Here is a 21,707-nt window from a genome sequence, read left to right as displayed (position 1 = left end):
TCCCCGCGAGGAGGTGCGTTACAGCTCGTCGCCCGATCGGGCTACAGGAACCGCGCCGGACGGCCGAGGCAGTGGGGGAGCAACGCCCCCCCCGCAGCCCAGATCGTCCGGAGGACATCGTGGACACCACCGCCCGCACGCCCCGCCGCACCACCCGTCGCCACCGCCTCCTCGGCGCAGCCGTCGCCGTGGCCGCTGCGGTCGGCGTCGCCGGCGCGGGGGCCGCGCACGCGGACGGCCCGGCCCTCATCGGTGACGGCGGCCAGGCGTGGCGCTCCTACGAACTCGTCAACGCGGCCCGCACCCAGGCGGGGCTCCCGGCGTTGGGCCTGACCGACGAGGCCAACCGCATCGCGACCGATTGGGCGTTCCGGATGGCCGGCGACGCGCAGCTCAAGCACAACCCGGACCTCTCGCGCCAGCTCCAGGGCTGGTCGCTGGTCGCGGAGAACGTGGGCGTCGGCGCCGACTCCGACCAGCTGCAGGGCGCCTTCATGGCCTCCCCGGGTCACCGCGCCAACATCCTGCGTTCCGAGGTCAGCGTCATGGGCCTCGGCGCCGTCCGCTCGCAGGACGGGCGCCTGTGGGTCGTCCAGGTCTTCGAGCAGCCGAACGGTCCGGTCGCCGGGTACCACGCCGCCCCGCAGGCCGCCCCCGCCCAGACGGTGGCCCAGCCCGCCGCGCAGGCGGCCCCGCAGGAGGTCCAGGCCCCGTCCTTCGCCGCCGCCCCGGAGCTCGAGCGCGAGCTGCGCGACCGCGCCTGAGGCCCGGCAGGTCTCAGGGGCGCCGGCGCTTGCGGCGCCGGTGCTCCACGAACGCCTCGAGGTTCTCCCGGTAGTGGTCGGCGACGGCCTGGGCCGCGGCCTCGTTGCGGTAGCCCTCGTCGACGCGGATGGTCACGTGGACCTCCCACGCCCCGTCGCTGCGGCGCCCCAACCGCACCTCGGTCCACTCGTCGTCCAGGTGCGGCAGCAGCATCAGTTCCGGGAAGCCGCCCGGGTCGGCCAGCAGGTCGTCCGCCACGGGGGTCAGCCTGGACCACCGACCCCCTCGCGCGGAGCAGGACTCGTCACCTGACGACCAGCTCGGCGGGGACGACGACGTGCTGGACGGGCCCGCCGTGCGCCGCCAGCCGCCGCTCCAGCAGCTCGGCCGCGGCGCGGCCGACCGCCTCGACGTCCTGCCGGACGACCGTGGTCCGGGGTTCGAGCAGGTCCAGCAGTTCCACGTCGTCGAAGCCGACGACCTCCGGCTGCGGGCCGGGCAGTTCCTCGCGCAGCGCGTGCAGGCACCCGACGGTGAGGACGTTGCGGGCCGCGAAGACCGCCGTCGGCGGGTCCGGCAATCGCAGCAGCTCCAGCAGCGCCTCCCGGGCGGCGTCCACCGTGCGCAGCCCGTCGCGGACGAGCGCGGAGTCGGCCTCGAGCCCCGCCGCGCTCAGCGCCTGCCGCCAGCCCTCAAGCCGTTCGCGGGCCGTCGGGATGGTCGGCAGGTCCCCGAGGAACGCGATGCGCCGGTGGCCCCGGCGCAGCAGGTGCTCCGTCCCAGCGCGTGTCCCCCCGGTGTTGTCGATGGTCACGCAGTCCACGGCGAGGCCGCTGGGGGCGCGGTCGACGCACACGACGGGCAGCCCGGCGCGCACGTCGGCCGCCAGGTAGTCCTGCCGCTGAGATGCGGGCATCAGCACCAACCCGTCGACGCGGCGGGCGATCATCTCGGCCACCAGCTGCCGTTCCCGGTCGGCGTCCTCGTCCAGGCTCGCGGTGAGCAGCACGAAACCGCGCTCCCGTGTCGCGTCCTCCAGCGACCGCAGCAACCGGGCCGAGTAGTCGTTGGCGATGTCCTGCACGAGGACGCCGATGGCGCGGGTCCGCTGCCCGCCGCGCCGCAGGTCGCTGGCCCCCCGGTGGTGCCGGTAGCCGAGGTCCTCGACCACCGCCTCGACCTTGCGCCGCACCGTCTCCCGCACCCCCGGTTCGCCGTTGACGACGCGCGAGACCGTCTTGAGGCTGACCCCTGCCGCGGTGGCGACCTCGCGCATGGTGGCGCGGGGCGGCGGTTGCTGGTGGATCGTCACAAGTGCTCCTCGTCGAGCGAGTGGTTGGGCGGGACGTCGATCGGGCCGTCGATCGCGCCTGTCACGGATGCATCACGGCCGTCGGAACCTCGTTGACCTGTGCGGGGGCCGTGCACTACAAACGTGCCTCGACAACGTTGTCATACCGCGCACCGCAGCGCCAGGAGGAAGATCGCATGTCGCGTTCCACGACCCCCACGTTCCGCAAGCTCCGTCACCGCGGCCCGGCGGCCGTCCTCGCCTGCGTGGCGGCCGTGGCCACCGTCGCGGCCTGCGGCGGCAGCGACGCCGGTGGCGGGGGCGGCGGCGACAAGGTCGCCGTCTCGCTCATCACCAAGGACTCCACGAACCCGTTCTTCGTCGCCATGAAGAAGGGAGCCGAGGCCGAGGCCAAGAAGGACGGTGTCGACCTGTCGGTCGGGTCCGGCAAGGAGGACGGCGACGAGCAGGGCCAGGTCCAGCTCATCGAGAACGCCATCGCGGCCGGTCAGAAGGGCATCCTCATCACGCCGAACGGCCCCGGGGTGAACAGCGCGATCAAGAAGGCGCGGGACGCGGGCCTGTACGTCATCGCCCTGGACACCCCGCCGGACCCGGCCGACACCGTCGACATCACCTTCGCCACCGACAACTTCAAGGCCGGTGAACTCATCGGCCAGTGGACCAAGGCCCAGCTCGCCGGGAAACCCGCCACGATCGCCATGCTCGACCTGTTCAACGACAAGGTCGTCTCCGTCGACTACAACCGCGACCAGGGTTTCCTCACCGGCATGGGGATCGACACCAAGGACAAGCAGAAGAACGGCGACGAGGACAAGACCGGGAAGTACGACGGCGGGGACTACACGATCGTCTGCAACGAGCCGACGCAGGGCGCGGAGGACGGCGGCCGCACCGCGATGGAGAACTGCCTGACGAAGAACCCTGACATCAACGTCGTCTACACGATCAACGAACCCGCTGCGACGGGCGCGGACAACGCGTTGAAGGCGGCCGGCAAGACCGGCGCGCTCATCGTGTCCGTCGACGGTGGGTGCGACGGGGTCAAGGAGGTCACCGACGGCGTCATCGGCGCAACCGCTCAGCAGTACCCGCTGAAGATGGCCGAACTCGGCGTGAAGGCGATCGCGGACTACGCCAAGAACGGCACCAAGCCCTCGACCAGCCCGGGCCTGGACTTCTACGACACCGGCGTCGCGCTGGTCACCGACAAGCCCGTCGACGGCGTGGAGTCCATCACCTCCGCCGACGGCTCGAAGATCTGCTGGGGCTGACGTGGCGACCACGAACACGGGTGCGAGCGCGCCGGCCTCGGCCGCGGCGGAACTGGCCCGGCGCCGGCACACCCCGGCGCAGCGGGTGCAGCACGTGCTGCACTCCTACCCGGCGGTGTCGCCGGCGATCATCCTGGTCATCGCGGTGGTGGTGTTCACCGCGTTGAACCCCAACTTCGCCCAGCCGAACGCGTTGTCGCTGCTGGTGCAGCAGACGGCGGTGGTCGCGGCGTTGGCGGTGGGGCAGACGCTGATCATCCTGACCGCCGGGATCGACCTGTCGGTCGGGGCGATCACCATCCTGGCCACGATGCTCTCGGCGACGCTGGCGTCCAAGAACGGTTTGCCGGCGGTGCTGTGCCTGCTGGTGGGGGTGGCCGTGGGTGTGGGTGCGGGGGCGTTGAACGGTCTGCTGGTGACGCGGGTGAACCTGCCCCCGTTCATCGTCACCCTGGGCACGTTGTCGATCTTCACCGCGATCGCCCTGCTGTACTCCGGGGGTCAGTCGATCCAGGGTGACGACCTGCCGGGCTTGCTGAACTGGACGGGGGAGGCGATCCGCCCGTTCGGGCCGGGCAGTTTCTACATCACCACCGGGGTGCTGATCGTGGCGGCCCTGTACGTGGTGGTGGGTTTCGCCCTGAGCCAGTCGGCGTGGGGCCGGCACGTGTACGCCGTCGGCGACGACCCGGAGGGGTCGCGGCTGGCCGGCATCCAGGTCAAGCGGGTCCTGTTGAGCGTGTACGCGGCAGCGGGGTTGATCTACGGGTTGACCGCGTGGGTGCTCATCGGGCGGGCCGGGGCGGCGTCCCCGAACGCGATCACCGAGGCGAACCTGGCCTCCATCACCGCCGTCGTGATCGGCGGGACGAGCCTGTTCGGCGGCCGTGGTGGGGTGCTGGGCACGTTGCTGGGGGCGTTGATCGTGCAGTCCTTCGCCAGCGGGTTGTCGCTGGCGGGGGTGGACGACCAGTTCCGGGTGCTGGCCATCGGGATCCTGGTGATCGTGGCGGTCTCGGTGGACCAGTGGATCCGGAAGGTGAAGGCCTGATGAGCGCGAGTCCTTCAGCGACGCAGACGCCGGTGCTGCAGGCGCGGGGTCTGGTCAAGACGTACGGCAAGGTCGTGGGTCTGGACGGGGTGGACGTCGACCTGTACCCCGGGGAGGTCCTGGCCGTCATCGGGGACAACGGGGCCGGCAAGTCCACCCTCATCAAGGCCCTCACCGGCGCCGTCGTGCCCGATGCGGGGGAGTTGCGCCTGGACGGCAAGGTCGTGGAGTTCAAACGGCCGCAGGACGCCCGCGAGGCCGGGATCGAGACCGTCTACCAGACCTTGGCGGTGGCACCGGCCCTGGACATCGCCTCCAACCTGTACCTGGGCCGGGAGGAACGGCGCCCGGGGGTGTTGGGGTCGGTGTTCCGGATGCTGGACAAGAAGGGGATGAAGACGCGGGCCGGGGAGGCGGTGCAGCGGCTGGGGATCCAGACGATCCAGGACATGGGTCAGGCCGTGGAGACGCTCTCGGGTGGTCAGCGGCAGGCGGTGGCGGTGGCCCGCGCGGCGGCGTTCGGGTCCAAGATCGTGGTGCTGGACGAGCCGACGGCGGCGTTGGGGGTGAAGGAGGGCAACCTGGTGCTGTCGATGATCGAGCAGCTGCGTGACAGCGGGATGCCGGTCATCTTGATCAGTCACAACATGCCGCACGTGTGGCAGGTGGCGGACCGGATCCACGTGCAGCGCCTGGGTCGCCGGGCGGCGGTGATCACCCCGTCGTCGCACACGATGGGTGAGGGGGTGGCGATCATGACCGGCGCGGTCACCGTCCCCACCGAGGACCAGGCCGCGCGACCGGCCTGACCCGCGCACGGGGTGCGGCGTCCTCCGGGCGCCGCACCCCCGGCGGTACCGTCCCGGCGTGCAGCGAGCCCAGGTCTCCGAGACCCACGACGCACGGGACCGGGCGGCGGCCCGGGTGTCGGCCTACCTCTACGGCGACGTCCTCGTCCTCGCCGCGCTCATCGCGCTCGTCCCGGCCGACCTCACACGGGCCAAGGGCATCACCTACGTGCTCGGGACGGCCGTCTCGACGTTCGTCGCCCACGTCCTGGCCGACGCGATCGGGCTGAGCATCCGCTCGGGTCGCGTCTCCCGCAGCGTGCTGCTGCACGAGGTGCGTGACGCCGTCCCCGTGGCCTCCGCGGCCGTCGGCCCCGCGCTCCTCCTGCTGCCCGCCCTCACCGGGACGTGGCGGCCCTCGCTCGCCCTCCACCTGGCGGTCGCCGTCACCGTGCTGCGGCTGGCCGCCCTGGGATTCGTGGTCGGGCGCGTCCGCGGGGAGCGACCCTCCCTCCGCACCTTCGTCGCCGGCCTCGTCCTGGCAGCCGTCGGCGCCGGGGCGGCCCTGCTGAAGGTCCGGCTCACGCACTGAGGACGGCCGCGACCGCGCGGTCCCGTCCGGCGCGCTTCGCGGCGTAGAGGGCCTCGTCGGCACGGGCGTAGGGGTCCTCGCCGGGATCTCCGGAGGCCGTCAGCGGAGCGGTGCCCGCGCTGAGCGACAACGGGACCACCGCCCCGTCGGGCAGGTGCAGCGGCGAGCGCCGGACGGCGTCGACGAACCGGTCCGCCAGTTCCGCGGCTGCGGCCGGCGTGGTGTCGACGAGCAGGACGGCGAGTTCGTCACCGCCCATGCGGGCGACGACGTCCCCGGGGCGGCAGCACCCGCGCGGGACGGAGGCCACGTGCACGAGGGCGGCGTCCCCGCCGAGGTGGCCGTGGGTGTCGTTGATCGCCTTGAAGCGGTCGAGGTCGAGCAGCACGAGCGACGCCCGGACGCCCGGCTCGGCCCGCAGCCGGGCCGTCGCGTCGTCGAGGACGCGGCGGGTGGCGAGCCCCGTCAACGCGTCGACCCCGGCTTGCTCGGCGAGCTCCTCCACGAGGCGCTGGCGCGCGGACGCGGCGCGACCCAGGACGCCGGCCAGGACGCCGAGGAGAGCGGACATGAGCGTGCAGTCGACGACGGCCTGACCCAGCGGGAGCAGCGAGAACACGACGACGGCCTCCCCGGCGACGGTCGCCGCCGTGACCAGGGCGATCCCGCACCAGCGCAGGTGCGTGGCCGCCCAGACGACGGGGACCGTGAAGAACACCTGACCGGTGACACCGGCGTCCCCGCTGGGCAGGTCGAGCTTCACGATGAGCACGATCCCGAGCAGCGGGACGGACACCACCCAGGGCGCGACCACGCGCGCGGGCAGCCGCAGGACGAGCGCGGCGACGCCCAGGACGAGGGCCGTGGACCCGACGGCGGCCACGTTCGTCCCGTCGGGCGACGTCAGCCACTGCACGACGAAGCTCGTGAGCATCGCCGAGACGATCGAGGCGCACGCCCACCGTTGGGCGGCCCGCGCGTCGCGCGGGCTCAGCGAACGGGCCAGGGCGCCGGGGACGACGACCAGGCGGTGCAGGAACCTCACAGCTGTCCATCGGCTCGCGGTGCACGCTCCCCGACGCTGCGGTACCCGGGACCCTTCGGGTGGAGCAACGCCGAGCCGCGCTGCAACGGTTCAGGCGCGGCCCGCCAGCACCTCGACGTCGCCGAGCGCCCGCCGTCACCGCGGCAGGTCACGCCGTCGCGGCCTGACGAGGTGGGGTGTGCGCGCTGCCAGCAGCAGGGGGAGGTCGCGCAGGCTGTCGCTGTAGGCGTCGTCGACGGGCAGGTCGATCCCGGCTCGGCGCAACGCCTCCACCTTCGCCTCCCCGCGGATCGCGCTCGCGCGCGGAGTCCGCCAGCGCCGGTGCTCGTACGCGGTGGCCACCAGGTCGACGTCCCCCAGCCCGAGGGCGAGGAGCACGAGCCGGGCCAAGGGCTCGGCGCAGGCGGTGGCGACGACGACCCGGTCGCCGGCCGCTCTGTGGACGGCGAGCCGGTCCACCGCCTCGGGGACCGCGCCGTCCCGTGCGTGACGCAGCGCGTGTTCGCGCCACCGTCGCTGCAGCGCGGCGTCCGTCGTCCCGACGGTGGCGGTCGCGACGACGAGCAGTTCGGCACGGCTGTCCAGCAGCACCAGGGGCGAGAGGACGAGGGCACCCAGGAGCCGCAGCGGCGAGCGCCGCCACCTCGAGAGCAGGAAGGAACCGAAGGCGTCGCCCGGTACGAGAGTGCCGTCGAGGTCGAACACGACAGTGCGCCGCCGCCCCGGGGGACGACGGCGCACCACCTCGCCCTGCGTCAGCTGTGCTGCTCGGTCAGCCAGCCGTAGGGAGCGGCGATGGCCTCGGCCGCCTCGGGGCCCCAGCTCCCCGGCTCGTACGGGTGCAGCTCGGGGCGGTGGTCCAGCATCGGCGCGGCGACCCGCCACGCGTCCCGCAGACCGTTCGAGGTGGTGAACAGTGCGCGGTCGCCGATCAGCACGTCGCGCAGGAGCGCCGCGTACGGCGGGAGCGGCTCGGCGTTCGGCAGCTCGGCCAGGTCCAGGTAGAGCTTGCCCGGGACCAGGTCGTCGGAGACGCCCGGACGGCGGGCCGTGACCCCGGCGAAGAGGGAACCGTTGCCGGACAACGTGAAGGTGAGCGTCTCGGGCGCCGCGTCGTCGTCCTTCTGCGGCGAGTTCAGCGGCCGCTTGAAGACGAGGGTGACGTGCTGGTGGCTCTCGGCGAGCTTCTTGCCCGTCCGCAGGACGAACGGGACGCCCTGCCAGCGCTCGGTGTCGACCCACACGCGGGCCGCGACGAACGTGTCCGTCGTCGAGCCCTCGCGGACGTCCTTGATCTCCCGGTACCCCGTGCCCTGGCCGAGGATGACCTCGGCCGGGTCCATCGGGCGGAACTTGGCCAGCACGGCCTCGCGGGCCTCGGCCAGCGCGTCCGACGTCCAGTCCGCCGGCGGGTCGAGGGCGACCTCCGCGGCGACCTGCAGCAGGTGCGTGACGAGCATGTCCAGCGTCGCGCCGGTCTCGTCGTAGAACGTCGCGCGGTCGTCGACGCCGAGCACCTCGGGCACGTCGATCTGCACCTGGGCGACGTGCTCGTTCGACCACAGCTGCTCGATCATCCGGTTCGCGAACCGGATGACGTGCAGCTGCTGCGTCGCCTCCTTGCCGAGGAAGTGGTCGATGCGGAAGACCTGCTGCTCGTCGAAGACGGACAGGACCAGCTGGTCGAGCTCCTCGAAGGACTGCGGTGAGGTGCCGTAGGGCTTCTCGTAGACGACGCGGGTCCCCTCGGCGAGGTCGTGCGCGGCGATCGCCTTCGTGTACGACTCGAAGGTCGAGGGCGGCAGGGCGAGGTAGTGGACGACCTGCGCGTCCTCCCCGACCTCTTCCTTGGCCGCCGCGATCGCGTCGAGCAGCTCGCCCGGGTCGTCCGCGGTGAACCCGCCGCCGGCGAAGCGCAGCCCGGGCAGGATCGACTCGATCACCTCGTCGGTGACGCCGTTCTTGCCGCGCGCGAACTCGACCAGGCCGTCGCGGACGTGCTCGCGGTACTCCTCGTCGGGAGTGGCGCGGCGGCCGCTGCCGACGAGGACCCAGCGCTCGGGCAGCAGGTCGGCGGCGGCCAGGGCCGCGAAGCCCGGCATGACGAGCCGCTTCGCCAGGTCACCGCTGGCGCCGTAGACGACGAAGACGGTGGGGCCGGCGCTCGTGGTGGCGCCCAGCGCGTTGTTCATGCGTCTCCAACTCGAGACTCGTGGGGGGAGGTGCAGGGGTACCCCGTGTGGGACCCGCGCCTACGCTACCCGCGTGACGAAGACCACACCGTGGGCGCACCGCCTGGGGCTGGGGCTGGCCGCCGTCGGCCGCCCGGCCTACATCACCCTCGGACGCGACCGGGACCTCGCCGCGGCCCGCTCCGTGGAGGAGATGCAAGCCCGCTGCCACGACCTGCTCGACGCCGCGTGGGACGCCGGTGTGCGGTACGTCGACGTCGCCCGTTCCTACGGCCACGCCGAGCGGTTCCTGGGTGCCTGGCTCGCCGCCCACCCCGGCCGTCGCGAGCAGCTCACCGTCGGGTCGAAGTGGGGCTACGAGTACGTGGGCGGGTGGACGCTGGACGCCGACGTCCACGAGCGCAAGGACCACTCCCTGGCCCTCTTCGAACGGCAGTGGCCCGAGACGCTCGAGGCGCTCGGTGGACCCCCGGACGTCCACCTCGTCCACTCCGTGACCCCGGACTCCGGCGCCCTCGACGACGAACCCCTCCTGCGGGCGCTCACCGACCTCGCCGGGACCGGTGTGCGCGTGGGCATCTCGACGAGCGGCCCGGCCCAGGGCGCGGTCCTCGAACGGGCCCTGTCGTCGTCCACGCCGTTCACCGCGGTGCAGTCGACGTGGAACCTGCTCGAACGCTCCGTCGGCCCCGCCCTCGCGCAGGCCCACGACGACGGCTGGCTCGTCGTGGTGAAGGAGGGCGTCGCGAACGGACGCCTGACGGCCCACGGTGCGGACCCCGCGGTCACCGCCCTCGCCCGCGTCGACGGGCAGACGGTCGACGCGTTCGCCCTCGGTGCCGCCCTGGCCCAGCCCTTCGTCGACGTCGTCCTCAGCGGGGCCGTGACGCGCGAGCAGCTGACGCAGAACCTCGCCGCGCGCCCGCCGGCCGCCGTGCCCGACGGGGTCGTGGAACGGCCCGAGGCGTACTGGGCGACGCGGAGCGCGCTGCCGTGGGGGTGAGCGCTCCTGTGCTGCGTTCCGACACCTCCTGAGGACGCGGAGGTGTCGGAACGGAGCGCAGTACGACGGACCTCGAGGGAACTCGCTCGCCGTGGTCCTCCGGACGTGCCTACGGTGCCTCGGTGGACGTCGAGGTGGAGGTCGGGGGGTGGGAGCACGAGTGCTGCGGTGACGCCGTCGAGCGGAAGGAGCGGGTGAGGTTCGAGTGCTCCCGAACAACGCGGGACGACGGCACCGACCTGCTCGTCGAGACCCACCACGGTGTGGTCGGAACCGGCGAGTGCGTCCTGGTGGAGGGGCGTGTGACCTGCATCGAGGCGGTCCTCGAGGACGGATCCCGCCGGCGGGTGCGACGACTCCCCGACGGGGGCGCCCTCCGCGGGAGGGACGGCGGCCCGCTGGAGGACCTGCTCACCGGAGAGGTGTTCCCGTCGGCCACCCACGAGTTCGTCGTCACGATCCGCCCCGACGCGCCGAACTCGACGGTGGTCCCGTGACGGCCCCGTACGACACGTGCGTCGTGTTCATGCTCGGCTACCCGGGGATGGGCAAGCGGACCGTCGGCCGCCACCTGGCCGAGCTGCTGGACGGTGTCCTCGTCGACAACGCCCTCGTCAACCGCCCCGTCCTGGAACTGTTCCGCTGGGACGGGGTCTTCCCGCTGCCGCCGACGGTGTGGGACCACGTCGTGCCGATCCGGGACGCCGTGATCAGGGCGATCGAGGAGGTCGCGCCGGCCTCGAACAGCTACGTGTTCACGAACGTCGTCGAGGACGGCCCGGACGCCCTGGAGCAGTACGACGCCGTCCGCTCACTGGCCCGGCGCCGCGGGTCCCTGTTCCTCGCCGTCGTGCTGACGTGCGATCTCGACGAGCAGGTCAGCCGGATCGACAACCCCGACCGGATCGCGGCGCGCAAGGGTTCCGACCCCGAGGGGTACCGCGGGTACACGCTCACCACGCGGCTGTTCCAGCCCCCGGTGGAGGAGGCCGTGACGGTGGACACGACCTCGACCCCGCCGGGGGAGAACGCGCGGCACCTGCTGGCGGTGCTGCGCGAGCGCGGGTTCCGACCGGCCTGAGTCAGACCTCCACGGCGCCCGGCCGGCCGTCCTCGACCAGGAACTCGCGGAACGTGGACGTCGGTGCGTCGGGCGTCGACACGGTCGGGGTCATCCGCAGTTCCGTCCGCCACTGCCCCGGCGTCACGGTGCAGCGGACGTAGCCGCGGCGGTCGCCGTCGAAGAACCGCACCTGCGGGTTGTAGGCGATCATCGGACCGTAGTAGGGCCCGTACACCTCGCGGTCGCCGTTCGACGAGACGGACGTCCCGACGAACTCGGTGGCGATGACGGGGGAGTCCCCGGGTCGTTCGACTCGACGGTGCACGTCGCTGACGAACGTCGAGTGCCAGTCGCCGGTGACGAAGACCGGGTTCGACGCCCGGGAACTCTCCAGGGACCGGAACAGGCGTTCGCGGGCGACGGGGTACCCGTCCCAGGAGTCGTGCCACACGACGTCCCCGGTCGGTCCGTCGTGGTCGAGACCGGCGACCATCACGTTGTTCCCCAACACGTTCCACCGCGCGTGGGAGGCCTGGAGACGGCCGTCCAGCCACCGTTCCTGCTCCCGGCCCAGCATCGTCGCCGCCGGGTCGCGCACCTCCGGGCCCTCGCCCCACGTCCCGGCGGGGACGGTCCGGTACTGGCGGCCGTCGAGCACGCTCAACGACGCGAGGGTCCCGAACTCCAAGCCCCGGTACAACCGCAACCCGCCGTCGGGACGGGGGATGGACGCGCGCCGCAGGGGTTGGTGCTCGAAGTACGCCTGGTACGCGGCGGCGCGGACCGCGGCGAGGTCGGGCTGCCCCTCGGCCGCCGTCCCGGCGTAGTCGTTCGCGACCTCGTGGTCGTCCCACGTCACGACGAACGGGTGCCGGGCGTGGGCGGCCTGCAGCTGCGGGTCGCTCTTGTAGAGCGAGTAGCGGTACCGCCACTGCTCCAGGGTCCGGGGCGCGGCCCGGGCGGGTTCAGGGACGGGAGCGTCGCGGAACCCGCCGCGGGCGTCGACGTCGCCCTCGTAGACGTAGTCGCCGAGGTGCAGGACGAACCCCAGGTCCTGGGCGGCGATGTCCACGTACGACGGGTAGTACCCGGACGCGAAGTCCTGGCAGGACACGAACGCGAAGCGCAGTTCCGCCGGGCACGAGCGCGCGGCCGGCAGGGTCCTGGTCCGGCCGACGGCCGACACGGCCCGGCGGTACCGGAACTGGTAGTGGTACTCGCGGTCCGGCTCCAACCCGGCGACCTCGACGTGCACCGAGTGCGCGAGTTCCGGGGCGGCCAGCGCGCGGCCGCGGGCCACCTCGCAGCGCATGGCCTCGTCGGTGCAGACCCGCCACTCGACGCGGACCGCGTGCCGACCCATGCCTCCGTCGGGCTCGAAGGGTTCCGGCGCCAGCCGGGTCCACAGGACGACCCCGTCCGCCGTCGGGTCGCCGGAGGCGATGCCGAGGGTGAACGGGTCGTCGTCGCGCCGCCGGCCGCTGCTCGCCGCCGCGGGGCTCACCCCCACGCTCGTGGCGGCGGCGAGCCCTGCGACGGCACCCGTCGCGGCGAGGAACGTGCGGCGGTCGGTGGGGGTGGCCATGCCCGGAGTGTGGTCCCGCTGTGCGCCGGTCGGGTGACCCGCGGGACAACTCCGGGCGAACGGTCAGGCCGTCAGGTGCTGCTGGTAGAAGTCCCGCGGGTCCTTGGCCAACGACGCCTTGACCATCTCGCTCCAGTCGTCGACGACGACCTCGAACGCCCCCGCGGCGACGCCGTCGAGCGTGCGGGTGGCGACGTCGGCGGAAGCGGTCATCGGGCCCTCGTACCCCTTCATCATGTCGGTGTCGGCCGCGCCGAGGTGGACGGAGACGACGTGGGTGCCCTGGCCCGCCAGTTCGAAGCGCAGGGCGTTGCTCATGTTCCAGTTCGCGGCCTTGGAGACGGCGTACGCACCGGCGCCGGGGAAGGAGAACCAGGACAACGCGGAGGCGACGTTGACGATCGTCCCCCCGCCGTTGGCGGCGAGGACGGGGGCGAAGGCGCGGACCATCGACAGCGTCCCCCAGAAGTTGACGTCCATCTCGGCGCGGACGCCGTCGAGGTCACCCAGCAGGGTCGCGCCGGTGGAGATCCCCGCGTTGTTGACGAGCAGGTCGACGTCGGTGGCCAGGGCGGCCGCGGCGGCCACCGAGGCGGGGTCGGCGATGTCGAGCGCGACGGGCGTGGCACCCGGCAGGTCGACGGTCTCCGGGCGGCGGGCCGCGGCGTAGACGGTGGCGCCGCGGGAGAGCAGTTCGGCGGCGACAGCGCGGCCGATGCCGCGGTTGGCGCCGGTGACGAGGGCGGTGGGGGTGTTCCAGGTGGTCATGGCGGCTACGCTAGGACCTGACGCTGACGTCAGGGTCAAGTCCTGCGTCGGGCAAGTTCGGAAGGGGTGAGCGCGGTGCGCATCGGTGAGGTCGCCCAGCGGTCGGGGGTCAGCGTCCGGGCGCTGCGGTACTACGAGGAGCAGGGGCTCCTGCACTCCGAGCGCAGCCCCGGCGGGCAGCGCCACTACGCGGACTCGGCCGTCGACCGCGTCCGGTTCATCCAGAACCTCTACGCCGCCGGCCTCGGCAGCAAGGCCGTCCTGCGGATCCTGCCGTGCATGGACCACGGCGTGCTGACCGACGAGATGCAGGACCGGTTGCTGGAGGAGCGCGCACGTGTGCAGGCACAGCTCGAAGAGCTGACCGCGACGCGGGACAAGCTCGACGACGTGATCCGCGCCGGGCAGGCCTACCGCGACAACCCCGCGGCGTGCGCGGTGGCCTCGTGAGTGCGCCGGGGTCCGAGGATGCGGAGTTCGCGACGTTGCGCCGCGAGGCCTCCCGCAAGGGGTGGACGCTGGAGGCGCCGACCAACCGGCACCCCGGCTACCTGCTGACCAGCGGCAAGCCGGGGGAGAAGGACGCCCGCATCGCCTTCGGCGCCGCCGGACCCGTCCTCACCCTCGCCGAGGTCAGGGCGTGGCTGGCGGACCTGCCCAGGTCGCGCTGAGGCTGTTGCGCGCCAACCGGTCCAGCTCTGCGTCGGTCAGGTGCAGCGCGTCCTGCACGGCACGGTAGTTGTCCGCGACGTAGCCCCCGAAGTAGCTGGGGTCGTCGGAGTTCACCGTGACGAGGACGCCCGCGTCGAGCAGTGTGCGCAACGGGTGGGCCGTCAGGTCGGGGGTCACCTGCAGCCGCAGGTTCGACAGCGGGCAGACGGTGAGCGGCACCTGCTCGCGGGCCAGCCGCGCGACGAGGTCGGGGTCCTCGACGGACCGGACACCGTGGTCGATGCGCTCGGCGCCGACGTCGAGGGCCTCCCGCACGTACTCGGGCCCGCCCTCCTCGCCGGCGTGGGCGGTGGCGCGGAAACCCCGGCCGCGGACGGTCTCGAAGTACCGCGCGAAACCCGACGGCGGGTTCCCGAGTTCGGTGGACCCCAGCCCGAACCCCACGATGCGGTCCGCCCACGGCATGACCGCGTCGACCATCGCGAGGGCGTCGTCCTCGGTGCGGTGCCGCTGCGCCGACGTGATGAGCGCGGCGTCGATGCCCGTCTCGGCCCGCGCTCGGTCGAACCCGTCGAAGATCCCCTCCAACTGGTCCGCGAGCGGGACACCGAGCGCGAGGAACGTCTGGACGCCGAAGAACACCTCGGCGCGGACCACCCCGTCGGCCGCCGCGCGCACGAGGTAGCGGTGGGCGAGGTCGGCGAAGTCCTGCCGGTCGCGCAGCACCCGGCAGACGACGAAGAACACGTCGAGGAACGACTGCAGGTCGGTGAACGCGTAGGCCGCGCGGACCTCCTCCACGGTGCACCACGGCAGCGCGACGTCGTGGCGACGTGCGAGTTCGAGGAGGTGGTCGGCCTCCAGGGTCCCCTCGAGGTGGACGTGGAGTTCGGCCTTGGGCAGGTCCTCGACCCTCATGCGACGAGTCCGGCGCTCTCGCGCAGGAAGCGCCGGTTCGTCCAGATGTTGAGTTCCACGACGGCGTTCCAGACCCGGTCGGACCGGCGCAGCACCGACAACCCCGTCCGGTGGGCGACAGCCAGCAGGGGGACGAGCCGGTCCTGGGGGGCGGGGTCGCCCAGCCCCAGTGCCCGGCCGAGGTCGGGACCCTGCAGGTGCCGCGCCACGGTGCGGGCCGCGATCCGGCCCGGGCCCAGGGGGACCCGCACGAGGTCGCGCAGACCGCCGGCGAGGGCCTCGATGCCGGCCTCGGTGAGGATGCGCGAGTCCTCCGACGGCGGGCCGGTCAACGCGTCGACGCGCCGCAGGAGGTCGGCGGCGGAGCGGCGGTCGACGGCGCCGGCGATCAGCGCGGGTTCGACCCCGAGCAACCCGCCGAGGAACCGCCAGTAGGTGAGGAACTGCGCGTACTCGGCGTCGGTGACCTCGAACCCCAGCCGGTGCGCCGACCGCGGCGCGACGACGGTGAAGTCCAGCCACGTCCGCACCGAGTCCATCTGCGAGATCGGCACGACGACGCCCCGGCCCTCCGCCCGTTGCACGGCCCGCCGGGCCACGGCGTGCCCCAGGCGCACCCACGCGGTCATGACCCAGCCCTCGGCACCCCGGGCGAGCCCGCCCGGGAGGGACGCCGCCGACAACCAGCGCGCCGTCTCGGTGAGCCGGTGCTGGGTCCCGTGCACGAGCCGGCCGGTCCCCGTGAGGACCGCCGCGGGCCCCGGGGGCCGGTAGGAGCTGATGAGCGCACCGGCACCGACGTCGAAGACGTGCACCGCCAGCGGTGCGGTGAACGTCGCGCGGGCGCCCGCCGCGACCAGGTCCGGGTCGCCGGCGGCGGCCAGGCGTTCCTGCTCCGCGACGAACGCCCGGACGGCCGGGTGCTGCGCCGCCTCCGACCCCTCGCGCAGGGCCCGGGCGAACTCGCCGCGGACGGCGGGGTCCTCGTGCACGGCGTCGGCCAGGGCGTCGGCGAGCTCGTCGCCGCGTCGCTGGGCCGTCGTGAGCTGCTCCAGCGTGGGCAGTTCCGGGAACGTCACCGTCGTCCTCGCAGGTCGTCCATCTCCCGCCGGTCGCGTTTCGTCGGGCGTCCGGCGCCGCGGTCGCGGACGCCGAACGCACCGAAGAACTCGTCCCGGGGCGGCGGGGGTGGGGAGTGGTCGATGTAGGCCGCCTGAGCCAGGGGAGCACCCACACGCTTGTCCAGCAACTGGACGACCTCGAAGACCTTGTCGTACCCCTCCGCCCGCACCGTGACGACGTCCCCGACGTGGACGCTCGTCGCGGGTTTCGCCCGCTCGTCGTTGACGCGGACGTGCCCGGCCTTCACCGCGGCGGAGGCGAGCGACCGGCTCTTGTAGAGCCGGACCGCCCACGTCCACGCGTCGATCCTCGTCATGCGGCTCCCTGCGCGACTGCTACTTCCCCGACAGCACCCCGTCGACCAGTTCCTGCGCCTCGTGCTGGACGTGGCGCAGGTGGTCGGCGCCCTTGAAGGACTCCGCGTAGATCTTGTACACGTCCTCGGTGCCGGACGGGCGCGCGGCGAACCACGCCGACTCCGTCACGACCTTCAACCCGCCGATCTTCGCGCCGTTGCCCGGCGCCTCGGTGAGCTTGCTCACGATGGGTTCCCCGGCCAGTTCCGTCGCCGACACCTGGTCGGGCGAGAGCTTGGACAGCGTCGCCTTCTGCTCCCGGGTCGCGGCGGCGTCGGAGCGGACGTACTGCGGGCGGCCGAACTTCTCCACGAGGTCGCCGTAGTGCTCGCTGGGGGTGCGGCCGGTCACGGCAGTGATCTCCGAGGCCAGCAGGGCCAGCAGGATCCCGTCCTTGTCGGTGCTCCACACCGACCCGTCCTTGCGCAGGAACGAGGCGCCCGCGGACTCCTCCCCGCCGAAGCCGACGGAGGCGTCGAGCAGGCCGGGGACGAACCACTTGAACCCGACCGGGACCTCCAGCAGCGTGCGCCCCAGCGACTCCGCGACCCGGTCGATCATCGAGCTCGACACCAGCGTCTTGCCGATCGCGGCGCCGGCCGGCCAGTCCTTGCGCGAGGAGAACAGGTACTGGATCGCGACGGCGAGGTAGTGGTTGGGGTTCATCAGGCCCGCGTCGGGGGTGACGATGCCGTGCCGGTCGGCGTCGGCGTCGTTGCCCGTCGCGATCTGGAACTCCGAGCGGCGGTCGATGACCGAGTGCATCGCCGACGGGGAGGAGCAGTCCATGCGGATCTTGCCGTCCCAGTCCAGCGTCATGAACCGCCACGTCGGGTCGACGAGCGGGTTCACGACGGTCAGGTCCAGGCGGTGGCGATCGGCGACGGCCTGCCAGAACTCCACGCTGGCCCCGCCGAGGGGGTCGGCGCCGATGCGGATGCCCGCGTCCCGGATCGCGTCGATGTCCAGGACGTTGGGCAGGTCGTCGACGTAGGTGCCGAGGAAGTCGTAGCCCTGCGCGGCGGCGCGGGCCTTGGCGAACGGGACGCGGCGCACGCCGTCGAGCCCCGCCTCGAGGTAGGCGTTGGCCTTCGCCGCGATCCAGCCGGTGGCGTCGGTGTCGGCCGGGCCACCGTTCGGCGGGTTGTACTTGAACCCGCCGTCGCGCGGCGGGTTGTGCGAGGGGGTGACGACGATGCCGTCGGCCAGGCCGGAACCCGTGGTGCGGATCGCGCGGCCGTCGCGGTTGGCGGCGAGGATCGCGTGCGAGACGGCCGGCGTCGGCGTCCAGGAGTCGCGGTCGTCGACGAGGACGGTGACGTCGTTGGCGCCGAGGACCTCCAGGGCGGACACCCAGGCGGGTTCGGACAGGGCGTGGGTGTCGCGGCCGATGAACAGGGGGCCGTCGTAGCCCTGCTCGCGGCGGTAGTCGACGATCGCCTGCGTCGTGGCGAGGATGTGGTCCTCGTTGAACGCCGCGTCGAGGCTGGACCCGCGGTGCCCGGAGGTGCCGAAGGCGACCCGCTGGCCGACGTCGGACGGGTCGGGCTTGGTCGCGTAGTAGGCCGTGACGACGTGCGCGACGTCGATGAGGTCCGAGGGCTGGGCGTGCTGTCCTGCGCGGGGGTTCGTCATGGCTTCCTCGTCACTCCTGGGCTCCGGCTGGTCAGGCTCGCATCGTGCGTCCCGATGATCCTGCACCGCCCGTCGCGACCCCGCCACCACCCCCGTCCCCGCCGAGCGAGGCCAGGCGCTCGGCGTCGACGGAGCCCGGCACGGCGGAGTACACGACCACCCGGACGTCGCTGCCGGGCACCTCGAGCACGTCCCCGTCGAGCGTCATCGGCCCGACCTCGGCGTGGTCCACGCGCTTGCGCATCCCGCGGTAGCGGGCCGGTCGTGCGGACGTCCAGCGCTCGACGAACTCGGGGCTGCGCTCGGTCAGCGCCTCCACCAGGTCGACCAGCTCGGCGTCGTCGGGGTGCTCCAGCAACGCCACCCGCAGGTCTCCGACGACGGCGTCGCGGAACACCTCGTCCTCGGCGGGGTCCACCCACACCCGTGGGTTGGGCTCGACCATCTCGTACCAGACGACGTTGCGTTCGCGGCCCCGCTTGAGCAGGGGATCGCCCAGCAGCGCGGCCCACGCCGCGTTCCACCGCAGCACCCACCAGTCCGCGGAGTACACCGCCGCCGGCAGCGGCCCGAGCCGGGCCACGAGCCGTTCGGCCGCGGCGGGCACCTCACGGCGGACGGCTCCCGTCGGCGCGGCCAGGCCGGCGGCCCGGTGCAGGAGCGCGGTGTCGTCGTCGGTCAGGCGCAGGGCCCGGGACAGCGCGGCGACGACGGGGGCGGACGGACGCGCCGCGCGGCCCTGCTCGAGCTGGACGAGGTAGTCGACGGAGACCCCGGCCAGCAGCGCGAGCTCCTCGCGCCGCAGCCCCGGCGTGCGCCGGGTCCCGCGGGCGGAACCCGTCCCCTCGACGGCGCACCCGCGCCGGAACTCGCGCAGCAGGCCGCCCAGAGCGCTCGTCGTCCCGGTCGTGGTGGTCGTCACGCGCTCATCCTGCCCCGGGTGGTACTGCCGGTCCCCCCGACCGACGTCGCCTTCCGCGGTGACGAGGGTCGCCGCAGGGTGGTGCCCATGACCACCACACCCCCCGTCGCCCTGGTGACCGGCGGCAACAAGGGCATCGGCCGCGAGACCTGCCGGCGCCTGGCCGCCCTCGGCCACACCGTCCTCCTCGGCGCTCGTGACGCCGAGCGCGGACGGGCCGCCGCCGCGGAGCTCGGCGTCACGTGGCTGCCGCTCGACGTCACCGACCAGCGGAGCGTCGACGCCGCGGCCGCGCAGGTCCGCCGCGAGCACAACCGCCTCGACGTCCTCGTCAACAACGCCGGCGTCAACAGCGCCGTCGCCCCCGTCGAGGAGCTCACGGCCGACGACCTCGCCGCACTGCTCGACGTGAACCTGCTCGGCGTCCTGCGCGTCACGAACGGGTTCGTCCCGCTGCTGCGCGCCTCCGACCACCCGCGCGTCGTCAACGTCTCCTCGACCGTGGGGTCCTTCGCCCGCACGCTGGAGATGGACCTGTTCGACTGGCGGATCACGCCGCCGGCGTACGCGGTGTCGAAGAGCGCGCTCACGATGCTGACGCTGAAGTTCGCCAGCGCGCTGCCCGGCGTCCTCGTCAACGCGGCCGACCCCGGGTACACGCGCACCGACCTCAACGGCGGCGACGGGGCGCAGACCGTCACCGAGGGCACCGACGCGATCGTGCACCTCGCGACGCTGCCCGACGACGGGCCGACGGGGACGTTCGTCGACCGGCGGGGGGTCGTGCCCTGGTGAGGGCGCGGACCGGTGCGTTCCGACCCGTTGGCCATGCTGGAACGGGTCGGAACGCACCAGTCGAGCGCGAGGAGCATGATCGCCCTGGGGACCGCACCGACCGGGCGGCGCCGGAGACAGGGAGACGACGTGAGCAGCACGCGGTGGACGGCGGGCGACGTGCCCGACCAGCACGGCCGGGTGGCGGTCGTCACCGGCGCCAACACGGGGCTCGGCTACGAGACCGCGAAGGTCCTCGCGCAGCGCGGCGCGACGGTCGTGCTGGCGGTGCGGGACGTCGAGAAGGGAGCGGCGGCCGCGTCCCGGATGGGCGGTGACGTCTCGGTCCAGCGGCTCGACCTGTCGTCGCTCGCGTCCGTCCGCGAGGCGTCCGAGGCGTTGCGCGGCAGGCACCCCCGCATCGACCTGCTGATCGACAACGCGGGGGTGATGTACACGCCGCGGCGGACGACGCAGGACGGGTTCGAGCTGCAGTTCGGCACGAACCACCTCGGGCACTTCGCGTTCACCGGGCTGCTGCTCGACGCGCTGCTGCCCGTCGAGGGGTCGCGCGTCGTGGTGGTCAGCAGCCTCGCGCACCGCATCCGCGCCGCCCTCCACTTCGACGACCTGCAGTGGGAGCGGTCGTACTCGAAGGTGGCCGCCTACGGGCAGTCCAAGCTCGCCAACCTGCTCTTCACCTACGAGCTGCAGCGCCGGCTCGCCGCGCACGCGACGAGCACGGTGGCCGTCGCGGCCCACCCGGGCGTCTCGAACACCGAGCTCGTCCGGCACACCCCGGCCCCCGTGCGCGCGCTCATGGACCGGCTCGGGAACGTGCTCACGCAACCCGCTGCGATGGGGGCGCTGCCGACGCTGCGGGCCGCGACGGACCCCGCCGTCCTGGGCGGTCAGTACTTCGGGCCCTCCGGCGCGGGCGAGGCGCGCGGGTACCCCCGCCAGGTGGCCTCCAGCGAGCAGTCGCACGACCTGGCCGTCCAGCGCCGGCTGTGGTCGGTGTCCGAGGAGCTCACGGGAGTCGTCTTCCCCGTGTGAGCCCCGTGCGGTTCAGCGGGTGGCGTGCGCCCGGAAGTGCCCGAGGACGGCCGCCACGAGCGAGATCAGGGCGGCCACGCCGAGACCCGCGCCGACGTGCCAGCGCAGCAGCGCGGCCCCCGCCGCCGCGCCGGCGAGGATCAGCACGACGGCGCCCAGGCGACGCCGCCACCCGTCGCCCGTGCCGCCCGCCAGCCGGGAGTCGGCGGCCAGCCCCGTCAGCGTCGAGGTGACGACGACCGTCGTGACGTCCTTGACCGCGAGGCGGCGCGCGGCGGCGGCCTGACCGCCCATCGCGATGCCGAGCACGGTCGTCACCGCCAGGGCCGCGGGCGGGGGCGTCGTGCCGGGTTCCACCGGCAGGCCCGTCATGAGCGACGTCGTGACGCCGAGCCCCGCCAGCACGATCCCGACGACGACGAACACCCACGTCGACGCCGTCGTCCAGCCCGTGGCGGCCTTGCGCAGCACCCTGCCCACGACGGCCGCACCGGCGAGGAAGCCGAGGAGCGCGAGCACGGGCCCCACGATCGGCAGGTCCTCGGACCCCGTGAGGGCCATGCCGAGGATGACGACGTTCCCGGTCATGTTCGCCGTGAACACGCGGTCCAGGCCGAGGTAGCCGACCGCGTCGACGATGCCCGTCGAGAAGGTCAGCACGAGCATCAGCGCGAGGTGCCAGGACGCCCGGCGCGCGCCGCGGGCGACGGCGGCGGGGGACGGGGCGGCGGTCTTCTCGGGGGGCATCGCGTTCTCCTGCTCGGCGGGATTCCGAACCCCGGTGCCTCTTGAAACACCGGGGAAACACAGGAAG

General features: G+C 73.3%; 25 protein-coding genes. 12 read left to right on the top strand and 13 right to left on the bottom strand.

The features are described 5' to 3' along the window. Nucleotides 1-119: 119 nt before the first annotated feature. On the top strand, nucleotides 120-764 hold the full coding sequence (locus ACFEMC_RS21260) for a CAP domain-containing protein (protein WP_380171624.1): 645 nt from the start codon (nucleotides 120-122) through the stop codon (nucleotides 762-764). A gap of 13 nt (nucleotides 765-777) precedes the next feature. Here the strand turns inward: ACFEMC_RS21260 and ACFEMC_RS21255 are convergent, their stop codons facing one another. Then, complete coding sequence (locus ACFEMC_RS21255; RefSeq protein WP_380171622.1) at nucleotides 778-1,023, bottom strand: hypothetical protein; 246 nt, start codon at nucleotides 1,021-1,023, stop codon at nucleotides 778-780. Nucleotides 1,024-1,069: 46 nt separating this feature from the next. Continuing rightward, a complete protein-coding gene (locus ACFEMC_RS21250; protein ID WP_380171620.1) occupies nucleotides 1,070-2,077 on the bottom strand; it encodes a LacI family DNA-binding transcriptional regulator in 1,008 nt (335 codons plus the stop codon). Nucleotides 2,078-2,253: 176 nt separating this feature from the next. On the opposite strand from ACFEMC_RS21250, the gene ACFEMC_RS21245 reads away from it, so the two are divergent. Genes ACFEMC_RS21245 through ACFEMC_RS21230 form a run of 4 tightly spaced genes read left to right on the top strand, consistent with a single transcriptional unit; the run spans nucleotide 2,254 to nucleotide 5,782 of the window. Further along, nucleotides 2,254-3,351, top strand: a complete 1,098-nt coding sequence (locus ACFEMC_RS21245; RefSeq protein WP_380171618.1) for a substrate-binding domain-containing protein — start codon at nucleotides 2,254-2,256, stop codon at nucleotides 3,349-3,351. Between the two features lies 1 nt (nucleotide 3,352). Next, a complete protein-coding gene (locus tag ACFEMC_RS21240; RefSeq protein WP_380171616.1) occupies nucleotides 3,353-4,402 on the top strand; it encodes an ABC transporter permease in 1,050 nt (349 codons plus the stop codon). Continuing rightward, a complete protein-coding gene (locus ACFEMC_RS21235; RefSeq protein WP_380171614.1) occupies nucleotides 4,402-5,211 on the top strand; it encodes an ATP-binding cassette domain-containing protein in 810 nt (269 codons plus the stop codon). Before ACFEMC_RS21240 ends, ACFEMC_RS21235 begins: the two co-directional genes overlap by 1 nt. 58 nt (nucleotides 5,212-5,269) lie before the next feature. Then, complete coding sequence (locus ACFEMC_RS21230) at nucleotides 5,270-5,782, top strand: hypothetical protein (protein ID WP_380171611.1); 513 nt, start codon at nucleotides 5,270-5,272, stop codon at nucleotides 5,780-5,782. Here the strand turns inward: ACFEMC_RS21230 and ACFEMC_RS21225 are convergent. From ACFEMC_RS21225 to ACFEMC_RS21215, 3 genes are all read right to left on the bottom strand, one after another. After that, nucleotides 5,772-6,827 carry a GGDEF domain-containing protein gene (locus ACFEMC_RS21225; protein ID WP_380171609.1) on the bottom strand — a complete coding sequence of 352 codons (1,056 nt, stop codon included), beginning with the start codon at nucleotides 6,825-6,827 and terminating at the stop codon, nucleotides 5,772-5,774. The genes ACFEMC_RS21230 and ACFEMC_RS21225 overlap by 11 nt on opposite strands. A gap of 135 nt (nucleotides 6,828-6,962) precedes the next feature. Continuing rightward, nucleotides 6,963-7,532 carry a haloacid dehalogenase-like hydrolase gene (locus ACFEMC_RS21220; RefSeq protein ID WP_380171607.1) on the bottom strand — a complete coding sequence of 190 codons (570 nt, stop codon included), beginning with the start codon at nucleotides 7,530-7,532 and terminating at the stop codon, nucleotides 6,963-6,965. Between the two features lie 50 nt (nucleotides 7,533-7,582). Further along, complete coding sequence (locus ACFEMC_RS21215) at nucleotides 7,583-9,019, bottom strand: glucose-6-phosphate dehydrogenase (NADP(+)) (RefSeq protein WP_380171605.1); 1,437 nt, start codon at nucleotides 9,017-9,019, stop codon at nucleotides 7,583-7,585. Between the two features lie 73 nt (nucleotides 9,020-9,092). Here ACFEMC_RS21215 and ACFEMC_RS21210 point away from each other — a divergent pair, with 73 nt between their 5' ends. The 3 genes from ACFEMC_RS21210 (at nucleotide 9,093) to ACFEMC_RS21200 (ending at nucleotide 11,103) form a co-directional block, all read left to right on the top strand. Continuing rightward, nucleotides 9,093-10,022, top strand: coding sequence for an aldo/keto reductase (locus tag ACFEMC_RS21210; RefSeq protein ID WP_380171603.1), 930 nt, complete (start codon nucleotides 9,093-9,095; stop codon nucleotides 10,020-10,022). A 122-nt stretch (nucleotides 10,023-10,144) separates the two neighbouring features. Then, on the top strand, nucleotides 10,145-10,519 hold the full coding sequence (locus tag ACFEMC_RS21205) for a hypothetical protein (RefSeq protein WP_380171601.1): 375 nt from the start codon (nucleotides 10,145-10,147) through the stop codon (nucleotides 10,517-10,519). After that, a complete protein-coding gene (locus ACFEMC_RS21200; protein ID WP_380171599.1) occupies nucleotides 10,516-11,103 on the top strand; it encodes a hypothetical protein in 588 nt (195 codons plus the stop codon). The genes ACFEMC_RS21205 and ACFEMC_RS21200 overlap by 4 nt, the downstream gene beginning before the upstream one ends. Nucleotide 11,104: 1 nt before the next feature. Here the strand turns inward: ACFEMC_RS21200 and ACFEMC_RS21195 are convergent, their stop codons facing one another. Beyond that, nucleotides 11,105-12,670, bottom strand: a complete 1,566-nt coding sequence (locus ACFEMC_RS21195) for an alkaline phosphatase D family protein (RefSeq protein WP_380171597.1) — start codon at nucleotides 12,668-12,670, stop codon at nucleotides 11,105-11,107. A 63-nt stretch (nucleotides 12,671-12,733) separates the two neighbouring features. Beyond that, on the bottom strand, nucleotides 12,734-13,438 hold the full coding sequence (locus tag ACFEMC_RS21190) for an SDR family oxidoreductase (protein ID WP_380171595.1): 705 nt from the start codon (nucleotides 13,436-13,438) through the stop codon (nucleotides 12,734-12,736). Between the two features lie 75 nt (nucleotides 13,439-13,513). Here ACFEMC_RS21190 and ACFEMC_RS21185 point away from each other — a divergent pair, with 75 nt between their 5' ends. Both ACFEMC_RS21185 and ACFEMC_RS21180 read left to right on the top strand, forming a co-directional pair. After that, entirely contained in the window at nucleotides 13,514-13,888 is a 375-nt protein-coding gene (locus ACFEMC_RS21185; RefSeq protein ID WP_380171594.1) for a MerR family transcriptional regulator, read from the top strand. Then, nucleotides 13,885-14,109: a hypothetical protein gene (locus ACFEMC_RS21180; protein WP_380171592.1), complete on the top strand. Its 225-nt coding sequence runs from the start codon at nucleotides 13,885-13,887 to the stop codon at nucleotides 14,107-14,109. The genes ACFEMC_RS21185 and ACFEMC_RS21180 overlap by 4 nt, the downstream gene beginning before the upstream one ends. Here the strand turns inward: ACFEMC_RS21180 and add are convergent. The 5 genes from add to ACFEMC_RS21155 are packed head-to-tail and all read right to left on the bottom strand — an operon-like array spanning nucleotide 14,072 to nucleotide 19,063. After that, nucleotides 14,072-15,028: an adenosine deaminase gene (add, locus tag ACFEMC_RS21175; RefSeq protein WP_380171591.1), complete on the bottom strand. Its 957-nt coding sequence runs from the start codon at nucleotides 15,026-15,028 to the stop codon at nucleotides 14,072-14,074. The genes ACFEMC_RS21180 and add overlap by 38 nt on opposite strands. Then, nucleotides 15,025-16,107, bottom strand: coding sequence for an oxygenase MpaB family protein (locus ACFEMC_RS21170; protein ID WP_380171589.1), 1,083 nt, complete (start codon nucleotides 16,105-16,107; stop codon nucleotides 15,025-15,027). Before ACFEMC_RS21170 ends, add begins: the two co-directional genes overlap by 4 nt. Further along, nucleotides 16,104-16,466, bottom strand: coding sequence for an RNA-binding S4 domain-containing protein (locus tag ACFEMC_RS21165; protein ID WP_367641007.1), 363 nt, complete (start codon nucleotides 16,464-16,466; stop codon nucleotides 16,104-16,106). The genes ACFEMC_RS21170 and ACFEMC_RS21165 overlap by 4 nt, the downstream gene beginning before the upstream one ends. A 19-nt stretch (nucleotides 16,467-16,485) precedes the next feature. Continuing rightward, the gene (gene pgm, locus ACFEMC_RS21160) at nucleotides 16,486-18,141 is read right to left on the bottom strand and encodes a phosphoglucomutase (alpha-D-glucose-1,6-bisphosphate-dependent) (RefSeq protein WP_380171588.1); all 1,656 of its coding nucleotides are present in this window, start codon (nucleotides 18,139-18,141) and stop codon (nucleotides 16,486-16,488) included. Between the two features lie 31 nt (nucleotides 18,142-18,172). Further along, complete coding sequence (locus ACFEMC_RS21155) at nucleotides 18,173-19,063, bottom strand: helix-turn-helix domain-containing protein (RefSeq protein WP_380171586.1); 891 nt, start codon at nucleotides 19,061-19,063, stop codon at nucleotides 18,173-18,175. 87 nt (nucleotides 19,064-19,150) lie between these two features. Between ACFEMC_RS21155 and ACFEMC_RS21150 the strand changes: the two genes are divergently transcribed. Both ACFEMC_RS21150 and ACFEMC_RS21145 read left to right on the top strand, forming a co-directional pair. Then, on the top strand, nucleotides 19,151-19,858 hold the full coding sequence (locus ACFEMC_RS21150) for an SDR family NAD(P)-dependent oxidoreductase (protein WP_380171585.1): 708 nt from the start codon (nucleotides 19,151-19,153) through the stop codon (nucleotides 19,856-19,858). Nucleotides 19,859-19,933: 75 nt separating this feature from the next. Then, on the top strand, nucleotides 19,934-20,893 hold the full coding sequence (locus ACFEMC_RS21145; protein WP_380171583.1) for an SDR family NAD(P)-dependent oxidoreductase: 960 nt from the start codon (nucleotides 19,934-19,936) through the stop codon (nucleotides 20,891-20,893). Nucleotides 20,894-20,905: 12 nt separating this feature from the next. Here ACFEMC_RS21145 and ACFEMC_RS21140 read toward each other — a convergent pair whose 3' ends face one another. Further along, a complete protein-coding gene (locus ACFEMC_RS21140; RefSeq protein WP_380171581.1) occupies nucleotides 20,906-21,640 on the bottom strand; it encodes a YoaK family protein in 735 nt (244 codons plus the stop codon). Nucleotides 21,641-21,707 lie beyond the last annotated feature (67 nt).

The organism is Kineococcus sp. DHX-1, from assembly GCF_042473625.1.
GTDB lineage: Bacteria > Actinomycetota > Actinomycetes > Actinomycetales > Kineococcaceae > Kineococcus.
The sequence above is the reverse complement of the archived record's forward strand: the minus strand, read 5'-3'. Positions and strand labels throughout refer to the sequence as shown.

Excerpts from the sequence above, each read along its gene's own strand:
- ACFEMC_RS21245 (WP_380171618.1), top strand. The coding sequence starts at position 2,254 with ATGTCGCGTTCCACGACCCCCACGTTCCGCAAGCTCCGTCACCGCGGC.
- ACFEMC_RS21235 (WP_380171614.1), top strand. The coding sequence starts at position 4,402 with ATGAGCGCGAGTCCTTCAGCGACGCAGACGCCGGTGCTGCAGGCGCGG.
- ACFEMC_RS21215 (WP_380171605.1), bottom strand. The coding sequence starts at position 9,019 with ATGAACAACGCGCTGGGCGCCACCACGAGCGCCGGCCCCACCGTCTTC.
- ACFEMC_RS21195 (WP_380171597.1), bottom strand. The coding sequence starts at position 12,670 with ATGGCCACCCCCACCGACCGCCGCACGTTCCTCGCCGCGACGGGTGCC.
- ACFEMC_RS21190 (WP_380171595.1), bottom strand. The coding sequence starts at position 13,438 with ATGACCACCTGGAACACCCCCACCGCCCTCGTCACCGGCGCCAACCGC.
- add (WP_380171591.1), bottom strand. The coding sequence starts at position 15,028 with ATGAGGGTCGAGGACCTGCCCAAGGCCGAACTCCACGTCCACCTCGAG.
- ACFEMC_RS21165 (WP_367641007.1), bottom strand. The coding sequence starts at position 16,466 with ATGACGAGGATCGACGCGTGGACGTGGGCGGTCCGGCTCTACAAGAGC.
- pgm (WP_380171588.1), bottom strand. The coding sequence starts at position 18,141 with ATGACGAACCCCCGCGCAGGACAGCACGCCCAGCCCTCGGACCTCATC.
- ACFEMC_RS21150 (WP_380171585.1), top strand. The coding sequence starts at position 19,151 with ATGACCACCACACCCCCCGTCGCCCTGGTGACCGGCGGCAACAAGGGC.
- ACFEMC_RS21145 (WP_380171583.1), top strand. The coding sequence starts at position 19,934 with ATGATCGCCCTGGGGACCGCACCGACCGGGCGGCGCCGGAGACAGGGA.
- ACFEMC_RS21140 (WP_380171581.1), bottom strand. The coding sequence starts at position 21,640 with ATGCCCCCCGAGAAGACCGCCGCCCCGTCCCCCGCCGCCGTCGCCCGC.